The sequence below is a fragment of the Salinimicrobium sp. CAU 1759 genome (genome assembly GCF_054482715.1).
This window is the reverse complement of the sequence record NZ_JBTLRK010000002.1, coordinates 301,492-324,613: the sequence shown is the minus strand read 5'-3', so window position 1 is coordinate 324,613 and position 23,122 is coordinate 301,492. Positions and strand designations below refer to the sequence as shown.

Sequence of the window (23,122 nt, the reverse complement as noted above, 5' to 3'; positions counted from 1 at the left end):
CTATAGACTATAAAAAAATTACCCGCCAAAAATGTCATTTTTGGCGGGTAATTTTTTTATAGTTCAATTCCCTTTAGCACCTCCAGGAATCTTTGGTGCATCTCTTCGGAATAGTCCAGGTGGGTTACCACTCTCAGCTTCCCCTGCCCCATATTACTTATCCTGATATTTTCTTTTTTAAGCGCCTCTATGAAAGCTGCTTCATCTGAAAGATTCTTTAAATAAAAGATGACAATATTGGTTTCTACAGGCTCCACTTCCCCAATGTAGCTCTGCTCTTTAAGGACCTCTCCAATTTCTGAAGCTCTTTTATTGTCTTCAGCCAGGCGTTCTACATGATTGTCTAGCGCATAGATTCCGGCAGCAGCCATAAAGCCGATCTGCCGCATTCCACCTCCAAGGACTTTTCTCACCCGCATTGCATTCTTCATCACCTCCTTGTTTCCAAGGAGAACTGTTCCTAGGGGAGTTCCCAGTCCTTTTGAAAGACAAACAGAAATGGTGTCGAAGATTTTCCCGTATTCCTTTGGATCTTCTTTAGTAGCTACAAGTGCATTAAAAAGTCGGGCGCCGTCGAGGTGCAATCCCAGGTCGTGCTCATCACAAACCTTTCTGATCTTCTTTATTTCTTCAAAATCATAACAAGCCCCTCCTCCTTTATTGGTCGTATTCTCAAGGCAAACAAGGGTGGTTAGCGGACTGTGATAAAAGTCGGGCGGGTTGATGTTTTCAACCACCTGTTCTGCTGTGATCATTCCGCGGTGACCGTCAACCAGTTTACAGGAAACCCCGCTATTGAAGGAAACCCCGCCGCCTTCATAGTTATAAACATGAGCCCATTTGTCACAAATAAGCTGATCTGCCGGCTGAGTATGCAGCTTGATCGCTGCCTGGTTGGCCATACTTCCCGTTGGAAAGAACAAAGCTTCATCCATTCCAAACATATCGGCTAGTTTCCTCTCCAGCTCATTTACTGTGGGATCTTCCTTATACACGTCATCGCCCACCTCAGCATTGATGATGGCCTGCATCATACCTTCTGTAGGTTTGGTTACCGTATCGCTTCTAAGATCTATCTCTTTCATTCTTAATTGATGTATTAATATTAGTATTAACTGCCAATAGGAGAACCGTCGGGAATCTGAGGTACCCTGTTTTCAGGTTTAAATTCTGAAGGATCTTTTCTGAACCTTTTTATTTCCTGTAAAATTAAGTGATTAGCAGGATCTTTTTTAGAGCCCAGATACTTTTCCAACTCCTGAAGCACAGTAAAAACTTCGGCTTTTACGGCAGGAGTGGCATTATCATCGGCAGCAAGTTGTAGTATAGATTGTACTACATTGTGATTAACAACATTTTGAACCTGCTCCAGATAAGGTTTTTTTGAAGCTGGTCTTTTGACTGTTTGATCTAGCAATGTTTCCAGTACTTCCCGGAGACCCAGCTGATCCTGATCTAAAGCCTTCTGTTGCACCAGCCTTGCGGCACGCTGTGGATGAAGTAAAAGTGAAAGGGTCATTTCACTGGCCGTCGCAGGAGCACCGAGAGCATCAAAGGTGACGCCGGTGTTGCTTCTGAAAGATTCCCGGCTTCGGTCGTAACCATATGACCTGGGAGGAAAAAGCTCAAGTTTTTCCCGGGGAATAGCCAATCTTTCCGCAGAAAGAGTCTCTAAAACGGCTTTTAAAGCAGCCACCTGTTCTTTTTTACTGAGCACTTCCTGAATTTCCTCAGTACCGCCTTTGACAGCGTAATTATAATTCAAACCTCCAATTAGTTTAACTGCACCTTCCGTTTGATACCTGTGAAGAAAATATACCGGCACAAATACATCTTCCAGAACAGAGTAAGGCTCATTCTTCCTAATATTATCTTCAGAAAAATTTTCTATTCCTATTTCCCTCACCTTCAGGATATGCTCCAGCTCCTCAACGGCACTTCTTCCATTGTCCCAAAGATGTGCACTGGCGTGTGCACCTCCTTCTGCCCTTGCATCTCTGTCGGAAATGAACTGCAATCCTGCTGCAGCAGCTTCAGCAATAATGTCATTCAAAAATGCCCTTTCTGACACCCCTTGCGGAACGTCTCCATAAAGTGCTTTTACAGAGAACTTGTCCCATAGCCCGATACCGGTATCGTAGGCTGCAGAAAAATCTATTTGTCCGTTGGTAATCTCAAATTTGGGGTGGGGATAATCCATCACCGAAGCCCGGTCATTTGCACTGGCTGCAAAATTATGAGCAAAGCCAATGGTATGACCCACCTCATGAGCAGACAATTGACGTATCCTCGACACTGCAAGGTCCAGCATCTCCTCATGGTTCTCATCGCCATCGGCAAAAGGCTTGTTCATAAGACCCTGGGCGATCATGAAATCCTGGCGGATTCGCAAACTTCCCAGACTTACATGGCCCTTGATGATCTCTCCTGTCCTTGGATCCACCACACTGGCTCCATAGCTCCAGCCGCGGGTAGATCTGTGAACCCACTGTATTACATTATAACGAACATCCAGCGGGTCTGCACCCTCGGGCAACATTTTCACCTGAAAAGCATCTCTATAACCCAATTCTGCATAGGCTTCGTTCCACCAGCTTGCTCCTTCAAGCAGAGCAGATCTCACAGGCTCGGGAGTTCCCGGGTCTAAATAATATACTATTGGCTCAACTGCTTCACTAATTGGGGCATCGGGATCCTTCTTTTCCAGCCTGTGTCTTACTGCCCACCTCTTCTCTATAGGCTCAAACACCGGGGAAGCATAATCATAGTAGGAAATAAACTGCGCGCCGGTACGGGGGTCAAAAATGCGTTTTTTGTAGCCTGCTTCAGGAAGCTTCACAAAAGAATGATGCTGAACAACAGTAAGATTTTTTGGATCTGGTAATACACTTTTTAAAGCCTGGCTTTTTGCTTCTCCTGTAAAGGTGAGCAGCGCTTCAAATTCAACATTTTCAGGAAAAGCTTTGGTACGATCCAACGCCAGGGCACTTTTTGAAAGGTCGATCTTAAATTCTCCGTGTTTGCCCGCTTTTAATCTATCTGCAACTCCATGAGCATCCTGCATTAAAAAAGGAGTGAGATCAATCACAAAACCACTATCCTTTTCTTCCTTTATTTCAAAACCTGCGAGAATTGATTTTGCAAAAGCTTCTTCAACACTCTGCTTTTCCAGAACATTCTCAGTAACTGCCCTGTATTTAAGATTTGGCTGTACCAGTAATAACTTATTACCTGCTTTTTGGAATTTCACTATGACCTCTCCTCCCAGTTGCCCACGATCCAGGCCAATGTCATTTGATCCTACACCGCTGGTTAGGAAATGAGTGTAAAGAAATTCTTCATCCAGCTTATCTACCTCAAGGTAGGTCTTGTCTTCCTTTTGATCATAATAAAAATCAAAGTAGCCCTCAGATTTCTTCAGCCCTTCTTTTTTTTCCAAAATTTGTGCTGACATAGAAAAGCTTAGCAAAAGGAGGCTGAAAAAGCATAATAGAGATCTAATCATATCCGGAGTTTTTGGCGAAGCTAAAACTATAAAATAATCGTAAAATAGTTTTCAAGAACCCGCTTTAATTCTATTTTTGTTTAAAATTCAAGTATGCTTACAATAGATACTATTAAAGATCTTAAAGATCGCCTGGTTGCGTTAAGGAGGTATCTTTGACGTTGATGCCAAAAAAATAGAAATTTCCAATCTCCAGGAAAAAACCCTGGCTCCTGATTTCTGGAACGATCCAAAAAAAGCTGAACTTCTTCTAAAAGAGCTCAATTCTCAAAAGAAATGGGTTGATGATTACGAAGAAGCGGTTACTCTTGTTGATGATCTTGAAGTCATTTATGAATTCTATAAAGAAGGGGAAGCTACTGCCGAAGATGTAGAAGAGCGGTATGAGAAATCCAAAACCCTTATCGAAGACCTTGAGTTCAAGAATATGCTTTCTGAAGAAGGCGATAATCTAAGTGCAGTCCTGCAGGTCACTGCCGGTGCCGGTGGAACCGAGAGTTGTGACTGGGCCGAGATGCTAATGCGCATGTATTTACGTTGGGCCGAAGACAGAGGCTACTCTGTTAAGGAATTGAACTATCAGGCAGGGGAGGTCGCCGGAGTAAAAACAGTAACTTTAGAGATAGAAGGAGAATTCGCTTTTGGATGGTTAAAAGGAGAAAATGGTGTTCACCGACTGGTGAGAATTTCCCCTTTTGACAGTAATGCTAAAAGACATACTTCCTTTGCGAGCGTTTACGTCTATCCATTGGCTGACGAGACTATTGAAATCGAGATCAATCCTGCAGATATTTCCTGGGAAACCATGAGGTCATCGGGTGCGGGAGGCCAAAATGTAAACAAGGTCGAAACTGCGGTTCGTCTTCGTCATGCTCCTTCAGGAATTGTCATTGAAAATTCAGAAACAAGATCTCAGCTCGACAACAAGACCAAGGCCATGCAGTTGCTAAAAAGTCAGCTTTATGAAATTGAGCTTCAGAAGCAACAGGCACAGCGACGGGAGATCGAAGATTCCAAAATGAAGATCGAATGGGGTTCACAAATAAGAAACTATGTGATGCATCCCTATAAACTCGTAAAGGATGTCCGCACCGGTGAAGAAACCGGAAACGTGGATTCTGTTATGGATGGTGATATCAACCAGTTTCTCAAGGCTTTTCTTATGATGATGGGACAGAAGGTTGAAGAGTAGGCCTGCTTGGGTTTAAGGTTTAAGGTTTAAGGTTTAAAATAAGAAATCTATTATCTATGCAACAAGATGCCTTACGGAATTATTAACTACGAACTACTAACTACTAACTACTAACTAACAGTCATGATAAAGATTTACCACAACCCCCGATGTAGAAAATCCAGAGAAGGTCTACAGGTTCTGGAGGAATCGGGAAAAGATTTTGAAGTCAGAGAATATTTGAAGGAAACATTGAGCGAAAAAGAAATTGCAGATCTGCTTCAGAAATTAAATATGGCGCCTATCGAATTGGTTCGAAAGGAAGAAAAGCTCTGGAAAGAAAATTATCGTGACCGGGACCTTAGCGACGCCGAACTTATGAGAGTAATGGCTGAAAACCCTAAATTAATTCAGCGACCGATTGTTGAGACAAACAATAAAGCTGTAATAGGACGTCCTGCCTCAAATATTGAAGAATTACTGGATTGAGCTAAATAACTCCATTATTCAGTTTGTGAAGTTTTTTTCTCAAGAGAAGAAGCTGCTCCACTTGCCTGTTTTAAAAGGAAGTAGCGGTACATTTTCACTGCTGTTAATCAGCTTGTTAAAAAATTTTTTCTTTTTTTTAAACAAAATGATTAAACCTTTCGGTTTTTTCTCTGTCCAAGAAGAAAAACCAGTTATGATCACGAGCATAAAGCGGCACCATTTAAGTGTCTTAATTTTTTCTTTAATTCTCTTATTTTCTTTCCCAGCCTTTGCACAGGCACCGCGACACGAAGTTTCGGGTAAAGTCACCGATGAACAGGGAACTCCGCTGGAGTATGCAACAATATCTTTTCAAAGTACAGAAGACCCTTCTAACGTGAATGGTGGAATTACAGATCCCCAGGGGAATTTTGCAATAGAGGTACGGGAAGGGACCTATAATATTACTGTAGAGTTCATTTCTTTTGAGCCTAAAACTTTTCCAAACCGTCAAATCACCAGGGACATAAACATGGGAACTATTGAGCTAGGCATGGCAGCCGGGGAGCTTGAGGAAGTAGTCGTGACTGCAGAAACCACCCAGGTAGAGGTAAGATTAGATAAGAAGATCTATAACATTGGAAAGGATCTTACTACCGCAGGAGGAACAGTGGCCGATGCACTCAATAACGTTCCCTCTGTTGCAGTAGATATTAATGGAGGAATAAGTTTAAGAGGAAATGAGAACGTCCGGATCCTAATTAATGGAAAACCTTCCGCAATGGCCGGTTTTGGTAGTACAGATGTTCTCGCGCAGCTACCTGCAGATGCCATTGAAAGAGTCGAGGTGATCACCTCTCCATCAGCCAGATATGATGCTGAAGGAACTGCAGGTATCCTCAACATCATCCTTCGCAAAGAAAAGACCCTCGGGTTTAATGGTTCCGTTAACCTCAATGTCGGATATCCCGACAACGCCGGAATTTCAACAAACGTTAATTTAAGAACCGATAAATTCAACATTTTCAATACTACAGGTTATAGATATTTTGACGCTCCCGGGAATGGATATTTTGATACAAGATTCAACGAAAACAGCGCAGTATTTTTTGATCGAATAATTGAGGACAGAAATATTGAACGTATCAACCGGGGCTTCAATACCAATCTTGGAGTTGAATATTATATTACCGACCGATCCTCTCTAACCGCCACTGCTTTTTACAGAACCGGCGAAGATGAAGATCTAACTACCAATGTTACTACAAATTTCCTGGATGGTTCTGAAGTGTATGGAACCACCAGGAGAGAGAACCAAATGGAAGAGGATAACAGCTACCAGTTCTCCCTTAATTACATAAACCGTTTTAATGACAGTGGACATCAATTAACCGCTGATATTCAAATTGAGCGGGACGAAGAAGTTCAAACTACTTCAATTAATGAAGAGGAGGATTTCAATGATATTGCGTATGAAAATTTTCTTTATGCAGAACATATTGATCAAACTGAAACCCAGAATGAATATCTAATCCAGGCAGATTATGTGCTGCCATTTGGCGAAGACTCTCAATTTGAAGCAGGCTACCGCGGAAATTTTGAGAATGAAGTAACAGACTACGATCTGTTTCAACAGGAAGAAGATGGCGGGGAACTTCAATATGATGAGGAATTGAGCAATGTTTTTGATTATACCGAAAATGTTCAGGCACTCTACTCCCAATATGGTACCAAGCTTGGAGATTTTTCTTTTCTACTGGGACTTCGTTTGGAGTACACCAACTTAAAAGGAGAAATTGAATCTGAATTAACAGAGGAGCAGTTGAGAGATGTCTTTGGCTTTCCTATTGATACAAGTTTTGACAATGACTATTTAGGTCTTTTCCCAACTGTCAATGTTATTTACGAGATTAGGGAAACAGAAAATATAACTCTGGGTTATAATAGAAGAATAAACAGGCCGAGAGGCTGGTTTATCAACCCTTTCCCTTCCCGAAGCAGTACCAATAACATTTTCCAGGGGAATCCCAACCTACAGCCCGCCTTCTCAAACGCCTTTGACCTTGGCTACTTGAAAAGATGGAAGAAGCTCACTTTGACCTCTTCAGTTTACTATCAAAGAGAAACTGATGCTTTTGAAAGAATCGAACAAAACGTGGAGGGCAGTAATGTCATAAGAACAATCCCCGTTAACTTGTCCAGTAATGAACGAACCGGGGCCGAACTGGGTCTTTTATACAACCCTGCGAAATGGTTAAGGCTTAACGGAAGTTTTAATTACTTCCGATTTAACACCGAAGGAGAATTTGATGGCGAAGATTACAGTACTGAAAATTCCAGTTATTTTGCAAGATTTAGTTCCAAGGTAACTCTACCGGCTAAAATAGACTGGCAGACAAATGCCTTTTACCGCGGTGCCTCTGAAGGTGTGCAGGGAACCACAGATGGAATCTTGTCTATAGACGTAGCTTTAAGTAAAGAGTTATTTAATGAAAATGCTACCTTATCTTTCAACGTAAGAGATCTTCTGAATTCCAGAAAAAGAGAATCCTTTACAACCACAAACACCTATGAAAGGTACAGTGAATTCCAGTGGAGACAACGTTCTTTTAATCTTTCATTCATTTACAGGTTCAATCAACAGCGCCGTGACCAGCAAAGGCAACAAAGAAGAAACAGCAATGGAAATGATATGGATGACGAGGGAGGAGAATTCTAAAGAATTCCTGAGATCTTAGGAATAAAAGAAGCCGTCGATCGACGGCTTCTTTTATTTATAGTTTCAAAGAATTTCAATATTTGCCAAAAAAAAAGGACAAATGTCCTTTTTTAAGCTTTTTCTCTTTCGAGGCGTTTCTTTTCCTTCCTTTCGTCAAGCATCTCTTTTACTGCACCACCGATCCAGTAAGGGATTATGGCAGTTAAGAATAACATTACCCAAAATCCGATAAGCAGAATTATAAGGAAAGCTAAAAAGCCCAGATATTGATCAAATTCAAACATGTTTCCTATTTTATTGAATCTTTGCCAAAGATAGAAACTCTAGGAAGTTATCGCAACAGTTTTTATTTATTTTTTACCAACTGTCAAACCAACCACTCTTCTTAAATAATTCTGGGAAAAGCCCAATTTTGTTCCTTTTTGGGGTGTATAGATTTTAGCGAAAATGTAAATTTGTAGTAAATCATTTTACATCATGGACTATAGAATCGAAAAAGATACCATGGGGGAGGTAAAAGTCCCCTCAGATAAACTATGGGGAGCCCAGACTGAACGCTCCAGGAATAACTTTAGAATTGGTGCTCCGGGTTCCATGCCTTTGGAGATCGTCTACGGCTTTGCATATCTTAAAAAAGCAGCCGCTTTTACGAACTGCGAACTCGGTGTACTTTCAGTAGATAAAAGAGATCTTATCGCACAAGTTTGTGATGAGATCCTGGAAGGGAAGCATGACGATCAATTTCCACTGGTGATATGGCAAACAGGAAGTGGAACCCAAAGTAATATGAACCTCAACGAGGTGATCGCTAATCGCGCCCAGCAATTGGCAGGAAGAACAATTGGAGAAGGAGAAAAAGTACTTTCTCCCAACGATGATGTGAATAAATCTCAATCTTCAAATGATACCTTCCCTACAGGAATGCATATTGCGGTATATAAGAAAATTGTAGAAGTAACCATTCCGGGAGTGAAACAACTCCGAAATACCTTAAAAAAGAAGTCAGATCAATTTAAGGATGTGGTAAAGATAGGTCGCACCCACTTCATGGATGCCACTCCCCTCACCCTTGGGCAGGAGTTTAGCGGCTATGTTTCTCAGCTGGACCACGGCCTCAATGCCTTAGAAAATACCTTGCCTCACCTTTCTGAACTGGCACTGGGAGGAACAGCTGTTGGAACAGGATTAAATACCCCAAAGGGTTACTCCAAACGCGTAGCCGAATTCATAGCTAAATTCACCGAAATGCCTTTCATTTCGGCACCTAATAAATTTGAAGCTCTTGCCGCTCACGATGCTTTTGTGGAAACTAGCGGGGCTTTAAAGACTCTTGCAGTATCGCTAAACAAAATTGCCAATGACGTGCGTATGTTGGCTTCGGGTCCAAGAAGTGGAATTGGTGAGATCCTGATCCCTGCCAATGAACCAGGATCTTCAATTATGCCGGGTAAGGTGAATCCTACCCAGGTAGAGGCCCTAACCATGGTTTGCGCACAGGTGATTGGTAATGATGTCACCATTAACGTAGGAGGAATGCAGGGACAATTCGAACTCAACGTGTTCAAACCGGTGATGGCAGCAAACATTCTTCAAAGCGCACAGCTGTTGGGAGATGCCTGCGCTTCTTTTGATGAACATTGCGCCGTTGGAATTGAACCTAATAAACCCCGTATACAGGAGTTATTGAACAATTCCCTAATGCTCGTAACAGCTCTCAATACAAAAATTGGATATTACAAAGCGGCAGAGATCGCCAATACAGCACATCAAAATGGAACTACTCTAAAAGAAGAGGCTGTGAACCTTGGCTACGTTACTGCCCAAGAATTTGATGAATGGGTAAAACCAAAGGACATGGTGGGAGGATTAAAATAAACAGCTTAACCTCTTACTAAAAAGGTCTCCAAAAATGATATTTTGGAGACCTTTTATTTTTTGTATTTAGCGTCTTATGCTTTCTTTGTATGTCAAATAAAAAACATAATTTCGCAGCCATATCCCCTACAGATAATGAAAAAGAAAGTTCAACTGGACTGCGGAGTCATCTGGGTGCATGACAGAATTCTCGTGAATGAGATGGATGAAGGCGCTTTACTTGACGTGGAGACCAATAGAGAGATCTTAGAAATAGGCTGCAATAATTTTGGTGAAGAATTCTTCGGGTACATTTCCCACAGGATCAATTCATATGCAGTAAACCCTATGGTTTACCGTGAATCTGCAGAACATCCACAGCTTAAAGCCATTGCAATTGTTTCAGAAAACAAACTGGTGCGGGAAACTGCCCGCCTGGAACAGCAATTCTATACCAACAAGAATTCCTTCGGCATCTTTAGCACCCTCGAGGATGCTATAGACTGGATGAATGAGCAGATAGGCCGCTATTCAAAAGCAAATTCCTTAAGCGAGTAAGTTTCAAGGAATTTTTTTGATTTTTGAATGAATGGTGCCATAACCACATCCTCCTTCACCAGAGGCACCTCTTTGCGGAATTCAGCGATTAGTTTCTGAAGCATAGGAGAGGTCTTGTACTGCCCCCGATAGGATAGCGCCTGTGAGGCGTTATAGAGTTCTATAGCCAATATCGTGGAAACATTTTCCACCACCTTTACCGCTTTTGTAGCAGCATTAGCCCCCATACTCACGTGATCTTCCTGTCCATTTGATGACACAATTGAATCTACACTCGCAGGACTACACAGCTGTTTGTTCTGGCTAACAATACTTGCTGCTGTATACTGCGGGATCATAAAGCCACTGTTCAAACCCGGGGCATCTACTAAAAAGGCGGGGCCTCTCAATCCCGAAACCAGTTGATAGATCCTCCTTTCTGAAATATTTCCTAACTCAGCCATAGCAATAGCAAGATAATCCAGTGATAAAGCCAGTGGTTGCCCGTGAAAGTTCCCTCCGGAAATTACCTTATCGGCATCCACGAAAATGTTCGGATTATCTGTGACCGAATTGATCTCTGTCTTAAAACATTTATACACGAAATCGAGAGTATCCTTGCTCGCTCCATGAACCTGCGGGATACACCTGAAGGAATATGGATCCTGCACATTTTGTTTTACCTGCTTTGCGATCTCACTACCGGCTAGTATTTTTCTAATCCTTTCAGCGGTCTTGATCTGTCCTCGGTGCGGCCTTACAAGATGCACCAACTCATCAAAAGGAGAAGTATTGCAATCGAAAGCATCAACAGATAAGGCGCCAATTATATCGGCCCACATTGATAGTCTGCTAGCCCGTAGAAGAGCATGAACTCCATGAGCGCTCATAAATTGGGTTCCATTAAGTAGCGCCAACCCCTCTTTAGATTGAAGATTAATGGGGTTCCAACCAAACTCCTTTAGCATCTCCCCCGAAGAGATCAGCTTACCATTATGATAAACCTCACCTTTACCGATCAAAGGAAGCGACAAATGAGCCAAGGGCGCAAGATCTCCCGAAGCCCCTAATGATCCCTGGGAATACACCACAGGGAGAATGTCTTCGTTGTAAAAATCGATCAACCTGTTCACCGTTTCCAGAGAAACTCCTGAGTGCCCGTAGCTCAAAGACTGTATCTTGAGCAGGAGCATCAATCTTATAATTGGTTTGGAAACTTTTTCACCTGTGCCACAGGCGTGGGACATTACCAGGTTTTCCTGAAGCTTAGTTAAGTTTTCAGAAGATATTTTTACGTTGCATAAGGACCCAAATCCGGTATTGATCCCGTAGATAGGAGTTTTATTCTCCTTCATCTTATCATCGAGATACTTCCTCGCCTTTTCAATATTATATGTCGCTTCCTCGCTTAAGGCCAGGCTTTTTTTATTTTCTATGATCTCCCTTATCTCTTCAATATCAAGAACAGAAGAACTTATATAGTGACAATCTCTCATTGGGAATTGTTAATTTCTTTGGTTTCAAAAAGGTCAAAAATGGCAGCTCCTGTATTTTTTGCAATGTCGCCGGCTACCACTCCTTCAAAACTGAATTTCTCTGCAGCAATATCTCCGGCCTTTCCGTGCAAATATGTTCCCAGCACTGCAGCTCGCAAAGGTTCGTACCCCTGGCCTATAAATGCTGTAATTACTCCCGTAAGAACATCACCGCTTCCTGCAGTTGCCATGCCGGGGTTTCCGGTGGTGTTGACGAAAAGATCATTTGGAGTAACAACAAAGGTGTATGTGCCTTTGATAAGCACGATCAACTTATATTCTTTAGTAAAGGATCTTACTTTTTCCAGTTTTTCAAAATCATCTTTCCAGGAGCCAATCAATCTTTCCAATTCTTTAGGATGAGGGGTAAGAACACTTCCTTCTGGAATAAGTTTGAGCAATTCATTCTTTTTGGAAAGTATATTGAGACCATCGGCATCGATGACCATTGGTTTTTTAATTTTTTTAAGCAGCTGTCTAAAGGCTTCTATAGTTTCCTCCTTAGTCCCCACTCCTACTCCAAAGCCTATCACATCGGGCTCAAGATCGAACTCGATGTTGGTTAGTATCTCTTTGTGAGGGTCTGTGAGCACCATGGCTTCGGGTAAGGCTGTTTGAAGAATTTCGTAGCCGCACTTCGGTGCATAGATAGTAACCAATCCTGCACCGGCACGCATGGCCGAAGTAGCTGTGAGACATACACTTCCAATCTTACCATAGCTCCCGCCAAGGATCAAAGCATGTCCATAATTCCCTTTGTGGGTAAATCTTTGTCGGGGAGTGTAAAGTGCACGGGCTTCAGGTTTGTAAATTAATTCGGCTACCGCCCTAGCCCCCTCTATAAACTCCGGATCAAGACCAATATCCAGGATCTGCAGATCTCCTACGAAAGGAGCGGTATCGGGCAGGTAAAATGACATTTTTGGCACCTGAAAAGTTATAGTGTAGCTGGCCCTGATAATAGACTCACGATCCTCAACAGCGGCATCGGCCATTAGTCCTGAAGGCATATCTATTGACAGTACAAATGCACCCGATGCATTTATATGCCTAACCAAACCTGCAACCCAATTGGGTAAAGATCTATTCAATCCCACTCCAAAAATGGCATCGACAACGAAATCTCCAATCTTGATCTCAGGAAACTCGTCTTCAGCTTTTAGAAGGACAGGCCATTTTTTGGTCCGGTTCTTCACCCGGTCATAGTTTATAAGAAAATCCTGTGATCGCTGATCACTGTAATTTACAATGAAGATGGTGACATCATAACCTGCATCGATCAACTGCCTTCCTACCACCAGGCCGTCTCCTCCATTATTTCCTATTCCGCAAAAGATCTTTACAGGAATGGGCGCTCCCTGCAGGCGCTTGTGGATCTCATCAAAGACCTTAGTAGCTGCCCTTTCCATAAGTTCGGTGGAAGAGACCTCCTGCTTTTCTATGGTAAGCTTATCTGCCTCCTTGATCTGTTTGGCGCTAAGGATCTTCATAGGGTGGTGCTTTTGAAAACTAGTACAAATATAGAATTTCCTGCGGCCCGAACCTTTGCCGGACTTATTTCTGTTGAAAATTTATCCATTAAATCCTTATTCCTTTCTGAAATTAATAAATTTGCGCAAAATTTTATTTTAAAAATGAAGAATACTGCCCTTAGCTCTACTCATAAAGAACTTGGTGCCAAAATGGTACCTTTTGCAGGTTATAACATGCCTGTGTCCTATGAAGGTGTAAATATTGAACACGAGACCGTAAGAAAGGCGGTTGGTGTCTTTGATGTGTCTCACATGGGGGAATTCCTTATAACGGGAAAACATGCCCTGGATTTGATCCAGAAGATAAGCTCTAATGATGCATCAAAACTTACAGACGGAAAGGCACAGTACAGCTGCATGCCAAATAATGAAGGTGGAATTGTGGATGACCTTATCATCTATCGTTTCAATGAAGAGAAATATCTATTGGTGGTAAATGCTTCTAATATCGAGAAGGATTGGAACTGGATATCCCAGCATAATACCATGGATGCAACAATGCGCGACCTTTCTGATGAATATTCATTACTGGCCATCCAGGGACCCAAGGCCGCCGAAGCTATGCAGTCTCTTACTGATGTCAACCTTTCAGAAATTAAATTCTATACATTCAAAGTAGCTCCATTTGCCGGCGTGGAAAATGTCATCATATCGGCAACCGGTTATACTGGAAGTGGAGGATTCGAGATCTATGTGAAGAGCGAAGATGCTCAGCGCGTGTGGGACCAGGTATTTGAAGCTGGTGCAGATTACGGTATCAAACCTATTGGCCTTGCTGCTAGAGATACCCTTCGCCTTGAAATGGGATTCTGCCTTTACGGAAATGACATCGATGACACTACTTCTCCAATTGAAGCAGGACTCGGTTGGATCACCAAATTCACTAAAGACTTTGTAAATTCTGAAGCACTTAAAGAGCAAAAAGAAAATGGACCAAAGCGAAAGCTCATAGGTTTTGAACTTGATGAGCGCGGAATTCCCCGCCAGGGTTATGAGATTGTAGATGATAATGGCAAGGTTATTGGCAATGTAACTTCAGGAACTATGTCTCCCTCTCTGGAAAAAGGAATTGGAATGGGCTATGTTCCTGTAGAGTATGCCACACCGGGAAGTAAAATTAATATTCAGATACGCAAAAAAGCTCTTCCTGCTACAGTGGTAAAAATGCCATTTTATAAAGAATAGTTTTTGAAAAAAATATTGATCTTAGGGGGAAGCGGCTTTATCGGGAATGCCCTGTATAAAGAGCTTTACCCCTATTTTGATACGCATGCCACCTACCATACAGAAAATGCTTCTTTTGGAAAAAATCAAAAGTTCCACCAGTTTGATGTTGAAAGGGAAAGCATAAGTATTCTTCTGGAAAACCTGCGGCCTAACGTGATCATTTCTGCCCTTCGGGGAGATTTTCTAGCCCAGGTCCATGCGCATTTTGAGATCATCGATTACCTGCAGAAAAATAAGAATACGAAGCTTGTTTTTATTTCTTCGGCCAATGTTTTTGATGCCTTCACCAATTATCCTTCTTATGAATACGACAAGACACTCTCCCAAAGTGTCTACGGCAGGTTTAAGATAAAGATCGAAAATGCTCTCCTGCGACTCCCTAACAACAAGTATGTTATAGCGAGATTACCCATGGTCTTTGGTGCAAATTCCCCAAGGGTGCAAGAGATCAAAAGGCAGCTTAAGGAACATGAAGCAATAGAGGTCTTCTCTAATGTGGTTGTAAATGCCACTTATGAGACCCGGGTCACCCAGCAACTTCACTACATCATAAACCGGAACCGGCAAGGCGTATTTCACCTTGGCAGCAATGATCTAATTCACCATAACGACCTAATAGCGGAGATATGTGAGATATTGGGAGAAAAAAACCCCTTGCTTAAGAACGTTTACGACTCCAACTTTGACCGCTTTCTGGCTGTGATCCCCAAAGATAATTTACTCCCAAAAAATTTACAGATCTCGATCCAGGAAGTAGTATCGAGCACCCTGGTTTCCTGATTGTTAATCTTCTACTAATTACCCCCTACCCCTGTAATTTCATGTTTAACTTTAAAACAAAACCCGAAAATTATGGAAATAATGGATCAATATGAGATCAACCGAAGACTGGATGATCTTGAAGGATGGGAATTTAAAGATGATGCAATTCACACCTCTTTCCAATTTGAGAACTTTAAAGAATGTTTTTCGGTGATGGTGAGGATAGCTTTTGAAGCTGAAGCTCAACAACACCACCCAAACTGGACGAACGTTTATAGTGAATTGCAGATTTCGCTCTCTACACATGATGCCGGCGGGGTGACAGAGAAGGATTTCAAACTCGCCCAAAGCATTGAAAATATAGTGGATGCCGGCGAATAATCTTTTTTAGGGGATTGATGATTTTTCCTATTTTTACGCCTCAACTAATACTAGGAAATGGGAAGAGCATTTGAATTCAGGAAAGCGCGCAAAATGAAGCGATGGTCTGCTATGGCCAAGGCTTTCACTCGTATTGGGAAAGACATTGTAATGGCTGTCAAGGAAGGCGGACCAGACCCTGACACCAACTCCAGGTTGCGGGCGGTGATTCAGAATGCCAAGAGTGTCAACATGCCCAAAGACAATATTGAACGGGCAATAAAACGCGCTTCAGATAAAAGCCAGGGCGATTATAAGGTTGTACTTTTTGAAGGTTATGCTCCGCACGGTATCGCTGTGCTGGTAGAAACAGCTACAGATAATAATAACCGTACCGTTGCCAACGTAAGGTCATATTTTAACAAATGCGACGGAAACCTTGGTACTTCCGGCTCTGTTGAATTCATGTTCGATCACACATGTAATTTCAGGATAGCTAAAGACGGATTAGATGCTGAGGAATTGGAACTGGAACTTATTGATTTTGGTGCCGAAGAAGTATTTGAAGATGAAGACGGAATCATCATTTATGCGCCTTTTGAAGCTTTTGGAGGAATCCAGAAGGAACTGGAAAGCCGTAATATTGAAATTATTTCCTCCGGATTTGAGTACATTCCGCAGGTAACAAAACAATTATCTCCCGAAGAAGCTGCCGATGTTGAAAAGCTTCTGGAAAAGCTGGAAGAGGACGATGATGTACAGCATGTATATCACACCATGGAAGAGTCCACGGAAGAGGAAGAATAGATTAAGGCCGGTGAAGAACCGGCCTTTTAGCTTCTAAATATTTATGGAAACCGAATCTCATCGCCAGGCCATTAAAGCCTCCTACTACAGCATTGCCGGCAATGCTGTGTTGGCTATTATAAAGGGCGTGACCGGTTTCTTCGGAAATTCTTATGCACTAATCGCAGATGCTATTGAATCCACAACAGATGTTTTTGCCAGTCTCCTGGTGCTATTCGGGCTTAAGTATTCTGCCCGTCCTGCCGATGATAATCATCCTTATGGCCATGGCCGTGTAGAGCCGCTCATCACCTTTGCTGTGGTTGGATTTTTAGTAGTTTCGGCCACTATTATTGTGATGGAAAGTATCGATAATATTCAGACTCCGCATAAAGTTCCCAAGCCATACACGCTCATAGTGCTCGCAGCTATTATAGCCACAAAAGAGATCTTTTACAGATTCATCAATAAGAAAAGTGACGAGACCAAAAGCAGCTCCTTAAAAGCAGATGCCTGGCACCATCGCAGCGATGCCATTACTTCGCTCATGGCTTTTATTGGAATTTCCATCGCCCTCTTCATGGGCAAAGGATACGAAACAGCCGATGATTGGGCTGCACTTTTCGCTTCAGGTTTTATTCTTTACAACGCATATTTGATCCTGCGGCCTGCCTTGGGAGAAATTATGGACGAACACCTCTATGAGGATATGGTCGAGGAGATAAGAAAGGTTTCTAAAAAAGAAAAAGGCGTCATTGAAACTGAAAAATGTTTTATCAGGAAAACAGGCATGACCTTTCATGTAGATCTACACGTGATTGTAGATGGAACACTTTCAGTAAATAAAGGGCATGAGATCGCTCACAACCTAAAAGACCGTCTTCTCAATGAAATGCCCGAAATAGCTGATATTCTTATCCACATTGAGCCACACAATCCGCAACACGTCTGAAAAATGTCATTTTTGACACCTATCTTCTTACAAGCCTTAGCCTTTCCTAAAAATTTATTAATCCCTTAGCTCAACTGCAGTGGACGTTTTCAATTGCCTATCTTTATAAAATAATCAAGAAATTAGAATTAAATGGATGTTAGATTAGCTGTCCTAATTGACGGCGACAATATTCCTTCAGCCTATGTTAAGGAAATGATGGAAGAAATAGCCAAATACGGCAACCCTACGATTAAAAGAATTTACGGCGACTGGACTAAACCCCATCTCGCAAAATGGAAGAATGTGCTGCTGGAAAACGCAGTGACCCCTATTCAGCAGTATGGATATACACAAGGCAAAAATGCAACCGATTCCGCCATGATCATCGATGCCATGGATATCCTGTACTCACAGAAAGTTGACGGATTCTGCCTGGTATCCAGCGACAGTGATTTCACCCGACTTGCAACCAGATTGCGAGAAGCCGGAATGAATGTCATTGGAATTGGAGAAAAGAAAACTCCCGATCCATTTATTGTAGCCTGTGACAGGTTCATTTATATCGAGATCCTAAAGAACCAGTCTAAAGAGTCCAGCAAAGAAAAGGAGACGAAGAAAAGCGACTACGATAAGATCACCAATAAGGTAATTAAGCTCATTTCTTCAACAATTTCTGATGTTGCCGATGATGACGGATGGGCTTTCCTTGGAGACGTAGGAAGTTTGCTACAAAAGAAGCAGCCTAACTTTGACTCCCGTAATTACGGATTTCAGAAATTAACCCCCATGATAAATTCCATCGATAGATTTGAGATCGAATCCAGGGAAAATCAGGGCCGCGGAAAATACAAATTGATCTACGTAAGAAATAAAGAATGATCATTTTGCAGAATAATAAAGTCTCGATCTTTAGACCCTGCTAATATAGAATTTTGATTTTTAACCTTCAATTTTGAATCCAGAGGCATGAGAACAGTGAAGCGTACCTATAAAGCAGAGTATCGGCCAATTGCCGATCTTATTACCTATTCTCCTATGCCCACCCGGCAATTAAGGATGATAGATCCTTTTCTGTTCCTAAATCACCACGGTCCGCAGAACTATGCTCCGGGAAATAATGGTTTGCCATTTGGGCCACACCCGCACCGCGGAATGGAAACTGTGACTTTTATTCTTGATGGGGATATTGCACATAAAGATTCCGACGGAAATAACAGCGTAATCGAAAGTGGTGGCGTTCAATGGATGACAGCCGGAAAAGGTCTCACCCATGCCGAAGTTTCTTCTGAAAAATTCAAAAAAGAAGGTGGGCCGCTGGAGATCCTGCAATTATGGGTAAATCTACCTGCAAATTTGAAGATGACCGATCCCGCATATAAGGGGCTTCAAAAAGATGAAATTCCGGTAGCTTCATTTGACGATAAAAAAGTATTTGCGCAGGTAGTTTCAGGTGATCTTAATGGCACTAAAGGTGCTTTTGAAACACTCACAGAAATTCACCTAAGTACACTTTTCATTAAAGCGGAAGGAGTTTTCAGCACCACAGTTCCTAAAGATCACAACATACTTTGCTATGTAATAGGGGGTGAGATCAAGATCAATGGAGAAATAATCCAGTCTCTACATCTTGTGGAATTCAACAACGACAGTGAAGAGCTACGCCTTGAGGCCCTCTCTGAAAGCATTGTTCTCTTTGGTCACGCAAAACCTTTCAATGAACCTGTAGTTGCCCAGGGACCTTTCGTCATGAACACTATGGAAGAGATCGAGCAGGCGTATCAGGATTACCAGCAGGGGAAATTTGAGTAGAGGATTAAGATATTAATCAGGCTTCGATTCTTGGGCAATGACTAACAGGTTTTGGAATAAATATCGCATTACCACAACCAGGCTGCAGCATTGGGATTATTCTTGGGATGCAGCCTATTTCGTAACAATTTGTACGGCAGAAAGAAAACCACATTTCGGTTCAATTTCAATTGTACAAAAGGAAATGAAATTGTCAGATATTGGCCGCATTATTTTTGACCTATGGCAATTGATTCCTGAAAATTTCCCATTCGTCACATTGGATGAACTTGTTATAATGCCCGACCATATTCATGGGATTATTGTTATTAATAAAAATGATGGTAGAGACGCGATTAATCGCATCTCTACCATTATCAATACGAATTCGGGTGGGGTTACAGGAAATAAAAATCCCATGTTGCACGACAATTTATCCCGAATCATACGATGGTTCAAAGGGCGATCAACCTTTGAATGCAGAAAGATAAATGAACATTTTCATTGGCAGCCCAGATTTCATGATCATATTATTCGTAACCGGGAATCGCATGAACGAATAAAAAATTACATCGGGAATAATCCAATGAAATGGGACCAGAATTAACTAAAAAAAACCTGCTGAACAGCAGGTTTTTTTTAGTTAATTCTTCTTCTTTTTCTTCTTATTAATATAATCTGCTGTCAATCTACTGCGGTTGCCTTTCTTGTAATATTTCGTGAATCTCCAATATGAGACAGCTCCCAGAAGAGCTACAACAACAACAGAATAGTAGACGAAATCCGGAGTAATAACCTTGTCTCCGCTGGCATAAGAGTGCAGACCGGATAGATAGAAGTTCACTCCAAAATAGGTCATCATGATGCTGGCAAAGGCAACAATAGCCATGAAATTAAACAGCCATCGGCTTCTCATCCCCGGCACCAGGCGCATGTGAATAACAAAAGCATACACCATGATACTTACCAGCGCCCAGGTCTCCTTTGGATCCCAGCCCCAGTAGCGTCCCCAGCTCTCATTGGCCCACTGTCCTCCAAGGAAGTTTCCGATTGTTAGCATTACCAGACCAATGGTAAGAGCCATTTCGGTGATTATTGTGATCTCCTTAATCGTGAGATCCATTTTCTTTTTGTTCTTTTTAGTTGTGAAGATCATGAGCAGCAATGCTACAGCTCCAAGGATCATTCCCAACGTGAATGGCCCGTAGCTTCCTACAATTACCGAAACGTGGATCATCAACCAGTAGGAATCCAGTACCGGCTGCAGGTTTGCAATTGATGGATCCATCCAGTTCCAATGTGCGATCATGAGGATCATTGAAGTCACAAATGCCGTTGCAGCAATGGTCATATCGCTTTTTCTTCCGAAGAGGAGTCCGAAGAGCATGGTAGCCCATGCCACATAGATCATTGATTCATAGGCATCACTCCAGGGAGCATGACCTGAAATATACCAGCGGGCAATAAGACCTGCAGTATGTAAAATGAAGAAAATAATGATCGCCACTTTACTCACTATAATCAGGGTACGAATAGCTTTCGAGTCTTTAAAGATCTGGAAGATCACAAAGATCAACATGACCACCCCGGCCAGCATGTACATTGAAAACAGATTCCTGAAAATGTCGTACTTATTGTAGAGGATCTCCGTTTCTATCTTCTCTTCTGAAGGCATCACCTCAGCTCCAAATTTATTTTGGAAACCTCTAATACTGCTCAACAGCTCATTCGCCTGAGTATAATCTCCGGTCTCTTTTGCAGTTCGCAATGCACCAAAATACATTGGCAGGATCTGTCTTGTATAAACGGAATCCATTCCTTTAAAACCTGCTTCTGCAGCTTCAGGAAAGGACACCCATTTGTTATTTTCGTGCCCCGGAATTGGAAAAATGCGAAGGATCTTTCCCTGCAGCGCATTGTACAACAGATTAACTCTTCTATCAGTTTCAATGAAATCTTTTTCAAACTGATCTGGTACTGCTGCCATATACGCCCGCTCCAGGTAAGGCGCAAGCTTATAATTTCCTTCCTTGTCAAAAAAGCTTGTTAGCGCCAGGTATTTTTGATCTTCGGGCACACCTAAGATATGGCGAATACTGTCATTGTCTTTCTTCACATTGATCACCGGAACATTATACCACATAGTGGGATTTTCGGTAAGGGAGATCATCACCTGATCTGATGTCAATCCTTCATACTCTGCACTCTTACTGAGCTTCCGGAGTAATTCGGAAGAATAGGTGTTCACCGGCTTCATCCTTCCACCGGCATCCTGTACTACCAAACGACCAAATTGAGCAGCATGCTCTTCAGAAACTACATTAGCTTTAATGATCGAGTCGATCCTCGCCTTTGGAATGCTTATAGAATTCTCATGCTCATGTGCATCTTCCTGCGCAAAGCCTGCAGTTGTAGAAAATAGCACCAGTAGAATAGCCGTAAGTTTAGCTTTCTTTTTCTTCACTTTTTCGAGCATCAATTTTAATTCTCCAAAGCGGGAACCTTTCGCAAAGAGTATCCACATTAGACCAATGTACAGCAGCGTATAACCTATATAAGTGATCCAGGTGCCCCAATAATCGTGATTAACCGAAAGAACTGTTCCTTTTTCATCGGGATCAAAAGACGCCTGAAAGAATCGGTAACCTTCATAATCCAATACGTGATTCATGAAGATCTCATAGTCAAAGGTTTCCTCCTCATCGATCACGGTCACCTTACTTTTAAAAGAAGAGTAACTTTTTTCTGTACCGGGATATTTTTCGGCGATAAAATCATTCAGTTTTATTGAGAAGGGAAGTTCATATTCTTTTGAACCATACCTCACATAGAACTCAAGACCGCCCAGGTTAAGCTTAACAGGATCTGTAAGTCGGCCTTTTCCCCCTAATAGCTTCACCGTTTCAGATTCTCCTGCAGTAGTGACCCGCACCACTGCTGCATCCTGCTGGCCTTCTGTCTTTTCTTCAGTAGGAATTATATCATATTTTCCTCTTATTACAGGATCTGGCAGCACAAACTGCATTCCCGCCATGTTGTAAAGCGAACGCAATAATAGAGTTTGCACAGAGTCGGCCTCTACCTGCCCCTGCAGTTGATCGGCCATGCGCATATAGGTCCCTTCAAAAGGTGAAGAGATGGTGTATTCGCCATTTTCAAGAGTGATGTTAATGGCTCCATCTGTATATTTATTAAAAGCAAAAAGCACGTTGTGGATATTGGTCACCTCTCCTTCCTTGAGATAGTGATCATGCCTGTCGCCTCCACCGGCTTCAACGATCTTTAGGTAATTCTCCCCTTCAGGATCTTCTACCAGGCCTTCCTCGGCGCCATGTATGTAATCAAGGATCTCCAGTTTTACCGGCTGCCCGTTATAATCTGTATTAAAAGAAAATTCATTGGAAGCTCCGGGTGCCAAAAGCACCTCGTTTTCCACTACCCTTCTTCGCGGCTCTCCATCAATCTCGCCATCAATAAAGGTGGTCAAAAATGTCTTTTCTGAGAGGAAAGTATTTTCGGTCGCTCCTTCTCTAATTGGCATCATTCCTTCATAACTTATGTAACGGGTCACGAAGGCTCCAACGAGTATAAAAATGAAAGAAAGATGCAGCAGTAAAGAAGACCACTTTTCTTTTTTGTGAAGTCGGAACCGCACAATATTTCCTGCAAAATTCAGCACGAAAAAAGCCATGATCACCTCAAACCAGAGTGCATTGTATATCCAAACTTTGGCTGTTTCTGTACTGTACCAGTTTTCAATAAAGGTTCCCAATCCCAGTGCCACGGCAAACACGATGAAAAGAAAAGCCATGAGGCGGGTGGAAAATATGATAGAAGCTATTTTTTTCTGCATTGAGGGCTTGCTTTTAAAATGCTGCAAAAGTAATGAATTTATAAGGAATTAAGATTTTATTAATACCACAATTCAGGCCAAAATGAGCAGC

19 protein-coding genes are annotated in these 23,122 nt (G+C 42.1%); 13 read left to right on the top strand and 6 right to left on the bottom strand.

The features are described 5' to 3' along the window. Window positions 1–56: 56 nt before the first annotated feature. Window positions 57–1,085: a threonine aldolase family protein gene (locus tag ACXYMT_RS12560; RefSeq protein WP_459059447.1), complete on the bottom strand. Its 1,029-nt coding sequence runs from the start codon at window positions 1,083–1,085 to the stop codon at window positions 57–59. A gap of 26 nt (window positions 1,086–1,111) precedes the next feature. Continuing rightward, complete coding sequence (locus tag ACXYMT_RS12555) at window positions 1,112–3,505, bottom strand: zinc-dependent metalloprotease (RefSeq protein WP_459059446.1); 2,394 nt, start codon at window positions 3,503–3,505, stop codon at window positions 1,112–1,114. 93 nt (window positions 3,506–3,598) lie between these two features. Between ACXYMT_RS12555 and prfB the strand changes: the two genes are divergently transcribed. The 3 genes from prfB to ACXYMT_RS12540 all read left to right on the top strand — a co-directional run bounded on the left by prfB (window position 3,599) and on the right by ACXYMT_RS12540 (window position 7,863). Continuing rightward, a protein-coding gene (prfB, locus tag ACXYMT_RS12550) for a peptide chain release factor 2 (protein ID WP_459059445.1) occupies window positions 3,599–4,697 on the top strand; the annotation gives its coding sequence in 2 pieces (ribosomal slippage) (window positions 3,599–3,661 and window positions 3,663–4,697; 1,098 coding nt in all). Between the two features lie 123 nt (window positions 4,698–4,820). After that, window positions 4,821–5,165 (top strand): arsenate reductase (glutaredoxin), encoded by a 345-nt coding sequence (gene arsC / locus ACXYMT_RS12545; RefSeq protein WP_459059444.1) that lies wholly within the window; start codon window positions 4,821–4,823, stop codon window positions 5,163–5,165. Between the two features lie 193 nt (window positions 5,166–5,358). Continuing rightward, window positions 5,359–7,863: a TonB-dependent receptor gene (locus ACXYMT_RS12540; RefSeq protein ID WP_459059443.1), complete on the top strand. Its 2,505-nt coding sequence runs from the start codon at window positions 5,359–5,361 to the stop codon at window positions 7,861–7,863. A 110-nt stretch (window positions 7,864–7,973) separates the two neighbouring features. Here ACXYMT_RS12540 and ACXYMT_RS12535 read toward each other — a convergent pair whose 3' ends face one another. Continuing rightward, on the bottom strand, window positions 7,974–8,147 hold the full coding sequence (locus tag ACXYMT_RS12535) for a hypothetical protein (protein WP_228913349.1): 174 nt from the start codon (window positions 8,145–8,147) through the stop codon (window positions 7,974–7,976). Window positions 8,148–8,340: 193 nt separating this feature from the next. Between ACXYMT_RS12535 and fumC the strand changes: the two genes are divergently transcribed. Both fumC and ACXYMT_RS12525 read left to right on the top strand, forming a co-directional pair. Beyond that, on the top strand, window positions 8,341–9,738 hold the full coding sequence (gene fumC, locus ACXYMT_RS12530; RefSeq protein ID WP_459059442.1) for a class II fumarate hydratase: 1,398 nt from the start codon (window positions 8,341–8,343) through the stop codon (window positions 9,736–9,738). 135 nt (window positions 9,739–9,873) lie between these two features. Beyond that, window positions 9,874–10,275 carry a hypothetical protein gene (locus tag ACXYMT_RS12525; protein ID WP_459059441.1) on the top strand — a complete coding sequence of 134 codons (402 nt, stop codon included), beginning with the start codon at window positions 9,874–9,876 and terminating at the stop codon, window positions 10,273–10,275. On the opposite strand, the gene hutH is transcribed toward ACXYMT_RS12525, so the two are convergent. Beyond that, a complete protein-coding gene (gene hutH / locus ACXYMT_RS12520; protein ID WP_459059440.1) occupies window positions 10,245–11,750 on the bottom strand; it encodes a histidine ammonia-lyase in 1,506 nt (501 codons plus the stop codon). The genes ACXYMT_RS12525 and hutH overlap by 31 nt on opposite strands. Continuing rightward, entirely contained in the window at window positions 11,747–13,279 is a 1,533-nt protein-coding gene (locus tag ACXYMT_RS12515; RefSeq protein ID WP_459059439.1) for an NAD(P)H-hydrate dehydratase, read from the bottom strand. Before ACXYMT_RS12515 ends, hutH begins: the two co-directional genes overlap by 4 nt. 144 nt (window positions 13,280–13,423) lie before the next feature. Between ACXYMT_RS12515 and gcvT the strand changes: the two genes are divergently transcribed. The 8 genes from gcvT to ACXYMT_RS12475 all read left to right on the top strand — a co-directional run bounded on the left by gcvT (window position 13,424) and on the right by ACXYMT_RS12475 (window position 19,785). Then, entirely contained in the window at window positions 13,424–14,506 is a 1,083-nt protein-coding gene (gene gcvT, locus ACXYMT_RS12510; protein WP_459059438.1) for a glycine cleavage system aminomethyltransferase GcvT, read from the top strand. 3 nt (window positions 14,507–14,509) lie between these two features. Beyond that, window positions 14,510–15,328 carry a sugar nucleotide-binding protein gene (locus tag ACXYMT_RS12505; protein WP_459059437.1) on the top strand — a complete coding sequence of 273 codons (819 nt, stop codon included), beginning with the start codon at window positions 14,510–14,512 and terminating at the stop codon, window positions 15,326–15,328. 72 nt (window positions 15,329–15,400) lie between these two features. After that, window positions 15,401–15,691: a 4a-hydroxytetrahydrobiopterin dehydratase gene (locus ACXYMT_RS12500; protein ID WP_459059436.1), complete on the top strand. Its 291-nt coding sequence runs from the start codon at window positions 15,401–15,403 to the stop codon at window positions 15,689–15,691. Between the two features lie 57 nt (window positions 15,692–15,748). Next, window positions 15,749–16,477: a YebC/PmpR family DNA-binding transcriptional regulator gene (locus ACXYMT_RS12495; RefSeq protein WP_459059435.1), complete on the top strand. Its 729-nt coding sequence runs from the start codon at window positions 15,749–15,751 to the stop codon at window positions 16,475–16,477. Window positions 16,478–16,520: 43 nt separating this feature from the next. Further along, complete coding sequence (locus ACXYMT_RS12490) at window positions 16,521–17,408, top strand: cation diffusion facilitator family transporter (RefSeq protein WP_459059434.1); 888 nt, start codon at window positions 16,521–16,523, stop codon at window positions 17,406–17,408. A 132-nt stretch (window positions 17,409–17,540) separates the two neighbouring features. Next, complete coding sequence (locus tag ACXYMT_RS12485; protein ID WP_459059433.1) at window positions 17,541–18,269, top strand: NYN domain-containing protein; 729 nt, start codon at window positions 17,541–17,543, stop codon at window positions 18,267–18,269. A gap of 87 nt (window positions 18,270–18,356) precedes the next feature. After that, window positions 18,357–19,199: a pirin family protein gene (locus ACXYMT_RS12480; protein WP_459059432.1), complete on the top strand. Its 843-nt coding sequence runs from the start codon at window positions 18,357–18,359 to the stop codon at window positions 19,197–19,199. Between the two features lie 37 nt (window positions 19,200–19,236). Then, entirely contained in the window at window positions 19,237–19,785 is a 549-nt protein-coding gene (locus ACXYMT_RS12475) for a transposase (protein ID WP_459059431.1), read from the top strand. Window positions 19,786–19,821: 36 nt separating this feature from the next. Here the strand turns inward: ACXYMT_RS12475 and ACXYMT_RS12470 are convergent, their stop codons facing one another. Then, on the bottom strand, window positions 19,822–23,031 hold the full coding sequence (locus tag ACXYMT_RS12470) for a cytochrome c biogenesis protein (RefSeq protein WP_459059430.1): 3,210 nt from the start codon (window positions 23,029–23,031) through the stop codon (window positions 19,822–19,824). Between the last annotated feature and the right edge of the window lie 91 nt (window positions 23,032–23,122).

Excerpts from the sequence above, each read along its gene's own strand:
- ACXYMT_RS12540 (WP_459059443.1), top strand. The coding sequence starts at position 5,359 with ATGATCACGAGCATAAAGCGGCACCATTTAAGTGTCTTAATTTTTTCT.
- fumC (WP_459059442.1), top strand. The coding sequence starts at position 8,341 with ATGGACTATAGAATCGAAAAAGATACCATGGGGGAGGTAAAAGTCCCC.
- ACXYMT_RS12525 (WP_459059441.1), top strand. The coding sequence starts at position 9,874 with ATGAAAAAGAAAGTTCAACTGGACTGCGGAGTCATCTGGGTGCATGAC.
- ACXYMT_RS12495 (WP_459059435.1), top strand. The coding sequence starts at position 15,749 with ATGGGAAGAGCATTTGAATTCAGGAAAGCGCGCAAAATGAAGCGATGG.
- ACXYMT_RS12515 (WP_459059439.1), bottom strand. The coding sequence starts at position 13,279 with ATGAAGATCCTTAGCGCCAAACAGATCAAGGAGGCAGATAAGCTTACC.
- ACXYMT_RS12485 (WP_459059433.1), top strand. The coding sequence starts at position 17,541 with ATGGATGTTAGATTAGCTGTCCTAATTGACGGCGACAATATTCCTTCA.
- arsC (WP_459059444.1), top strand. The coding sequence starts at position 4,821 with ATGATAAAGATTTACCACAACCCCCGATGTAGAAAATCCAGAGAAGGT.
- ACXYMT_RS12535 (WP_228913349.1), bottom strand. The coding sequence starts at position 8,147 with ATGTTTGAATTTGATCAATATCTGGGCTTTTTAGCTTTCCTTATAATT.
- ACXYMT_RS12555 (WP_459059446.1), bottom strand. The coding sequence starts at position 3,505 with ATGATTAGATCTCTATTATGCTTTTTCAGCCTCCTTTTGCTAAGCTTT.
- ACXYMT_RS12475 (WP_459059431.1), top strand. The coding sequence starts at position 19,237 with ATGACTAACAGGTTTTGGAATAAATATCGCATTACCACAACCAGGCTG.
- ACXYMT_RS12490 (WP_459059434.1), top strand. The coding sequence starts at position 16,521 with ATGGAAACCGAATCTCATCGCCAGGCCATTAAAGCCTCCTACTACAGC.
- ACXYMT_RS12560 (WP_459059447.1), bottom strand. The coding sequence starts at position 1,085 with ATGAAAGAGATAGATCTTAGAAGCGATACGGTAACCAAACCTACAGAA.
- ACXYMT_RS12470 (WP_459059430.1), bottom strand. The coding sequence starts at position 23,031 with ATGCAGAAAAAAATAGCTTCTATCATATTTTCCACCCGCCTCATGGCT.
- hutH (WP_459059440.1), bottom strand. The coding sequence starts at position 11,750 with ATGAGAGATTGTCACTATATAAGTTCTTCTGTTCTTGATATTGAAGAG.
- ACXYMT_RS12480 (WP_459059432.1), top strand. The coding sequence starts at position 18,357 with ATGAGAACAGTGAAGCGTACCTATAAAGCAGAGTATCGGCCAATTGCC.
- gcvT (WP_459059438.1), top strand. The coding sequence starts at position 13,424 with ATGAAGAATACTGCCCTTAGCTCTACTCATAAAGAACTTGGTGCCAAA.
- ACXYMT_RS12500 (WP_459059436.1), top strand. The coding sequence starts at position 15,401 with ATGGAAATAATGGATCAATATGAGATCAACCGAAGACTGGATGATCTT.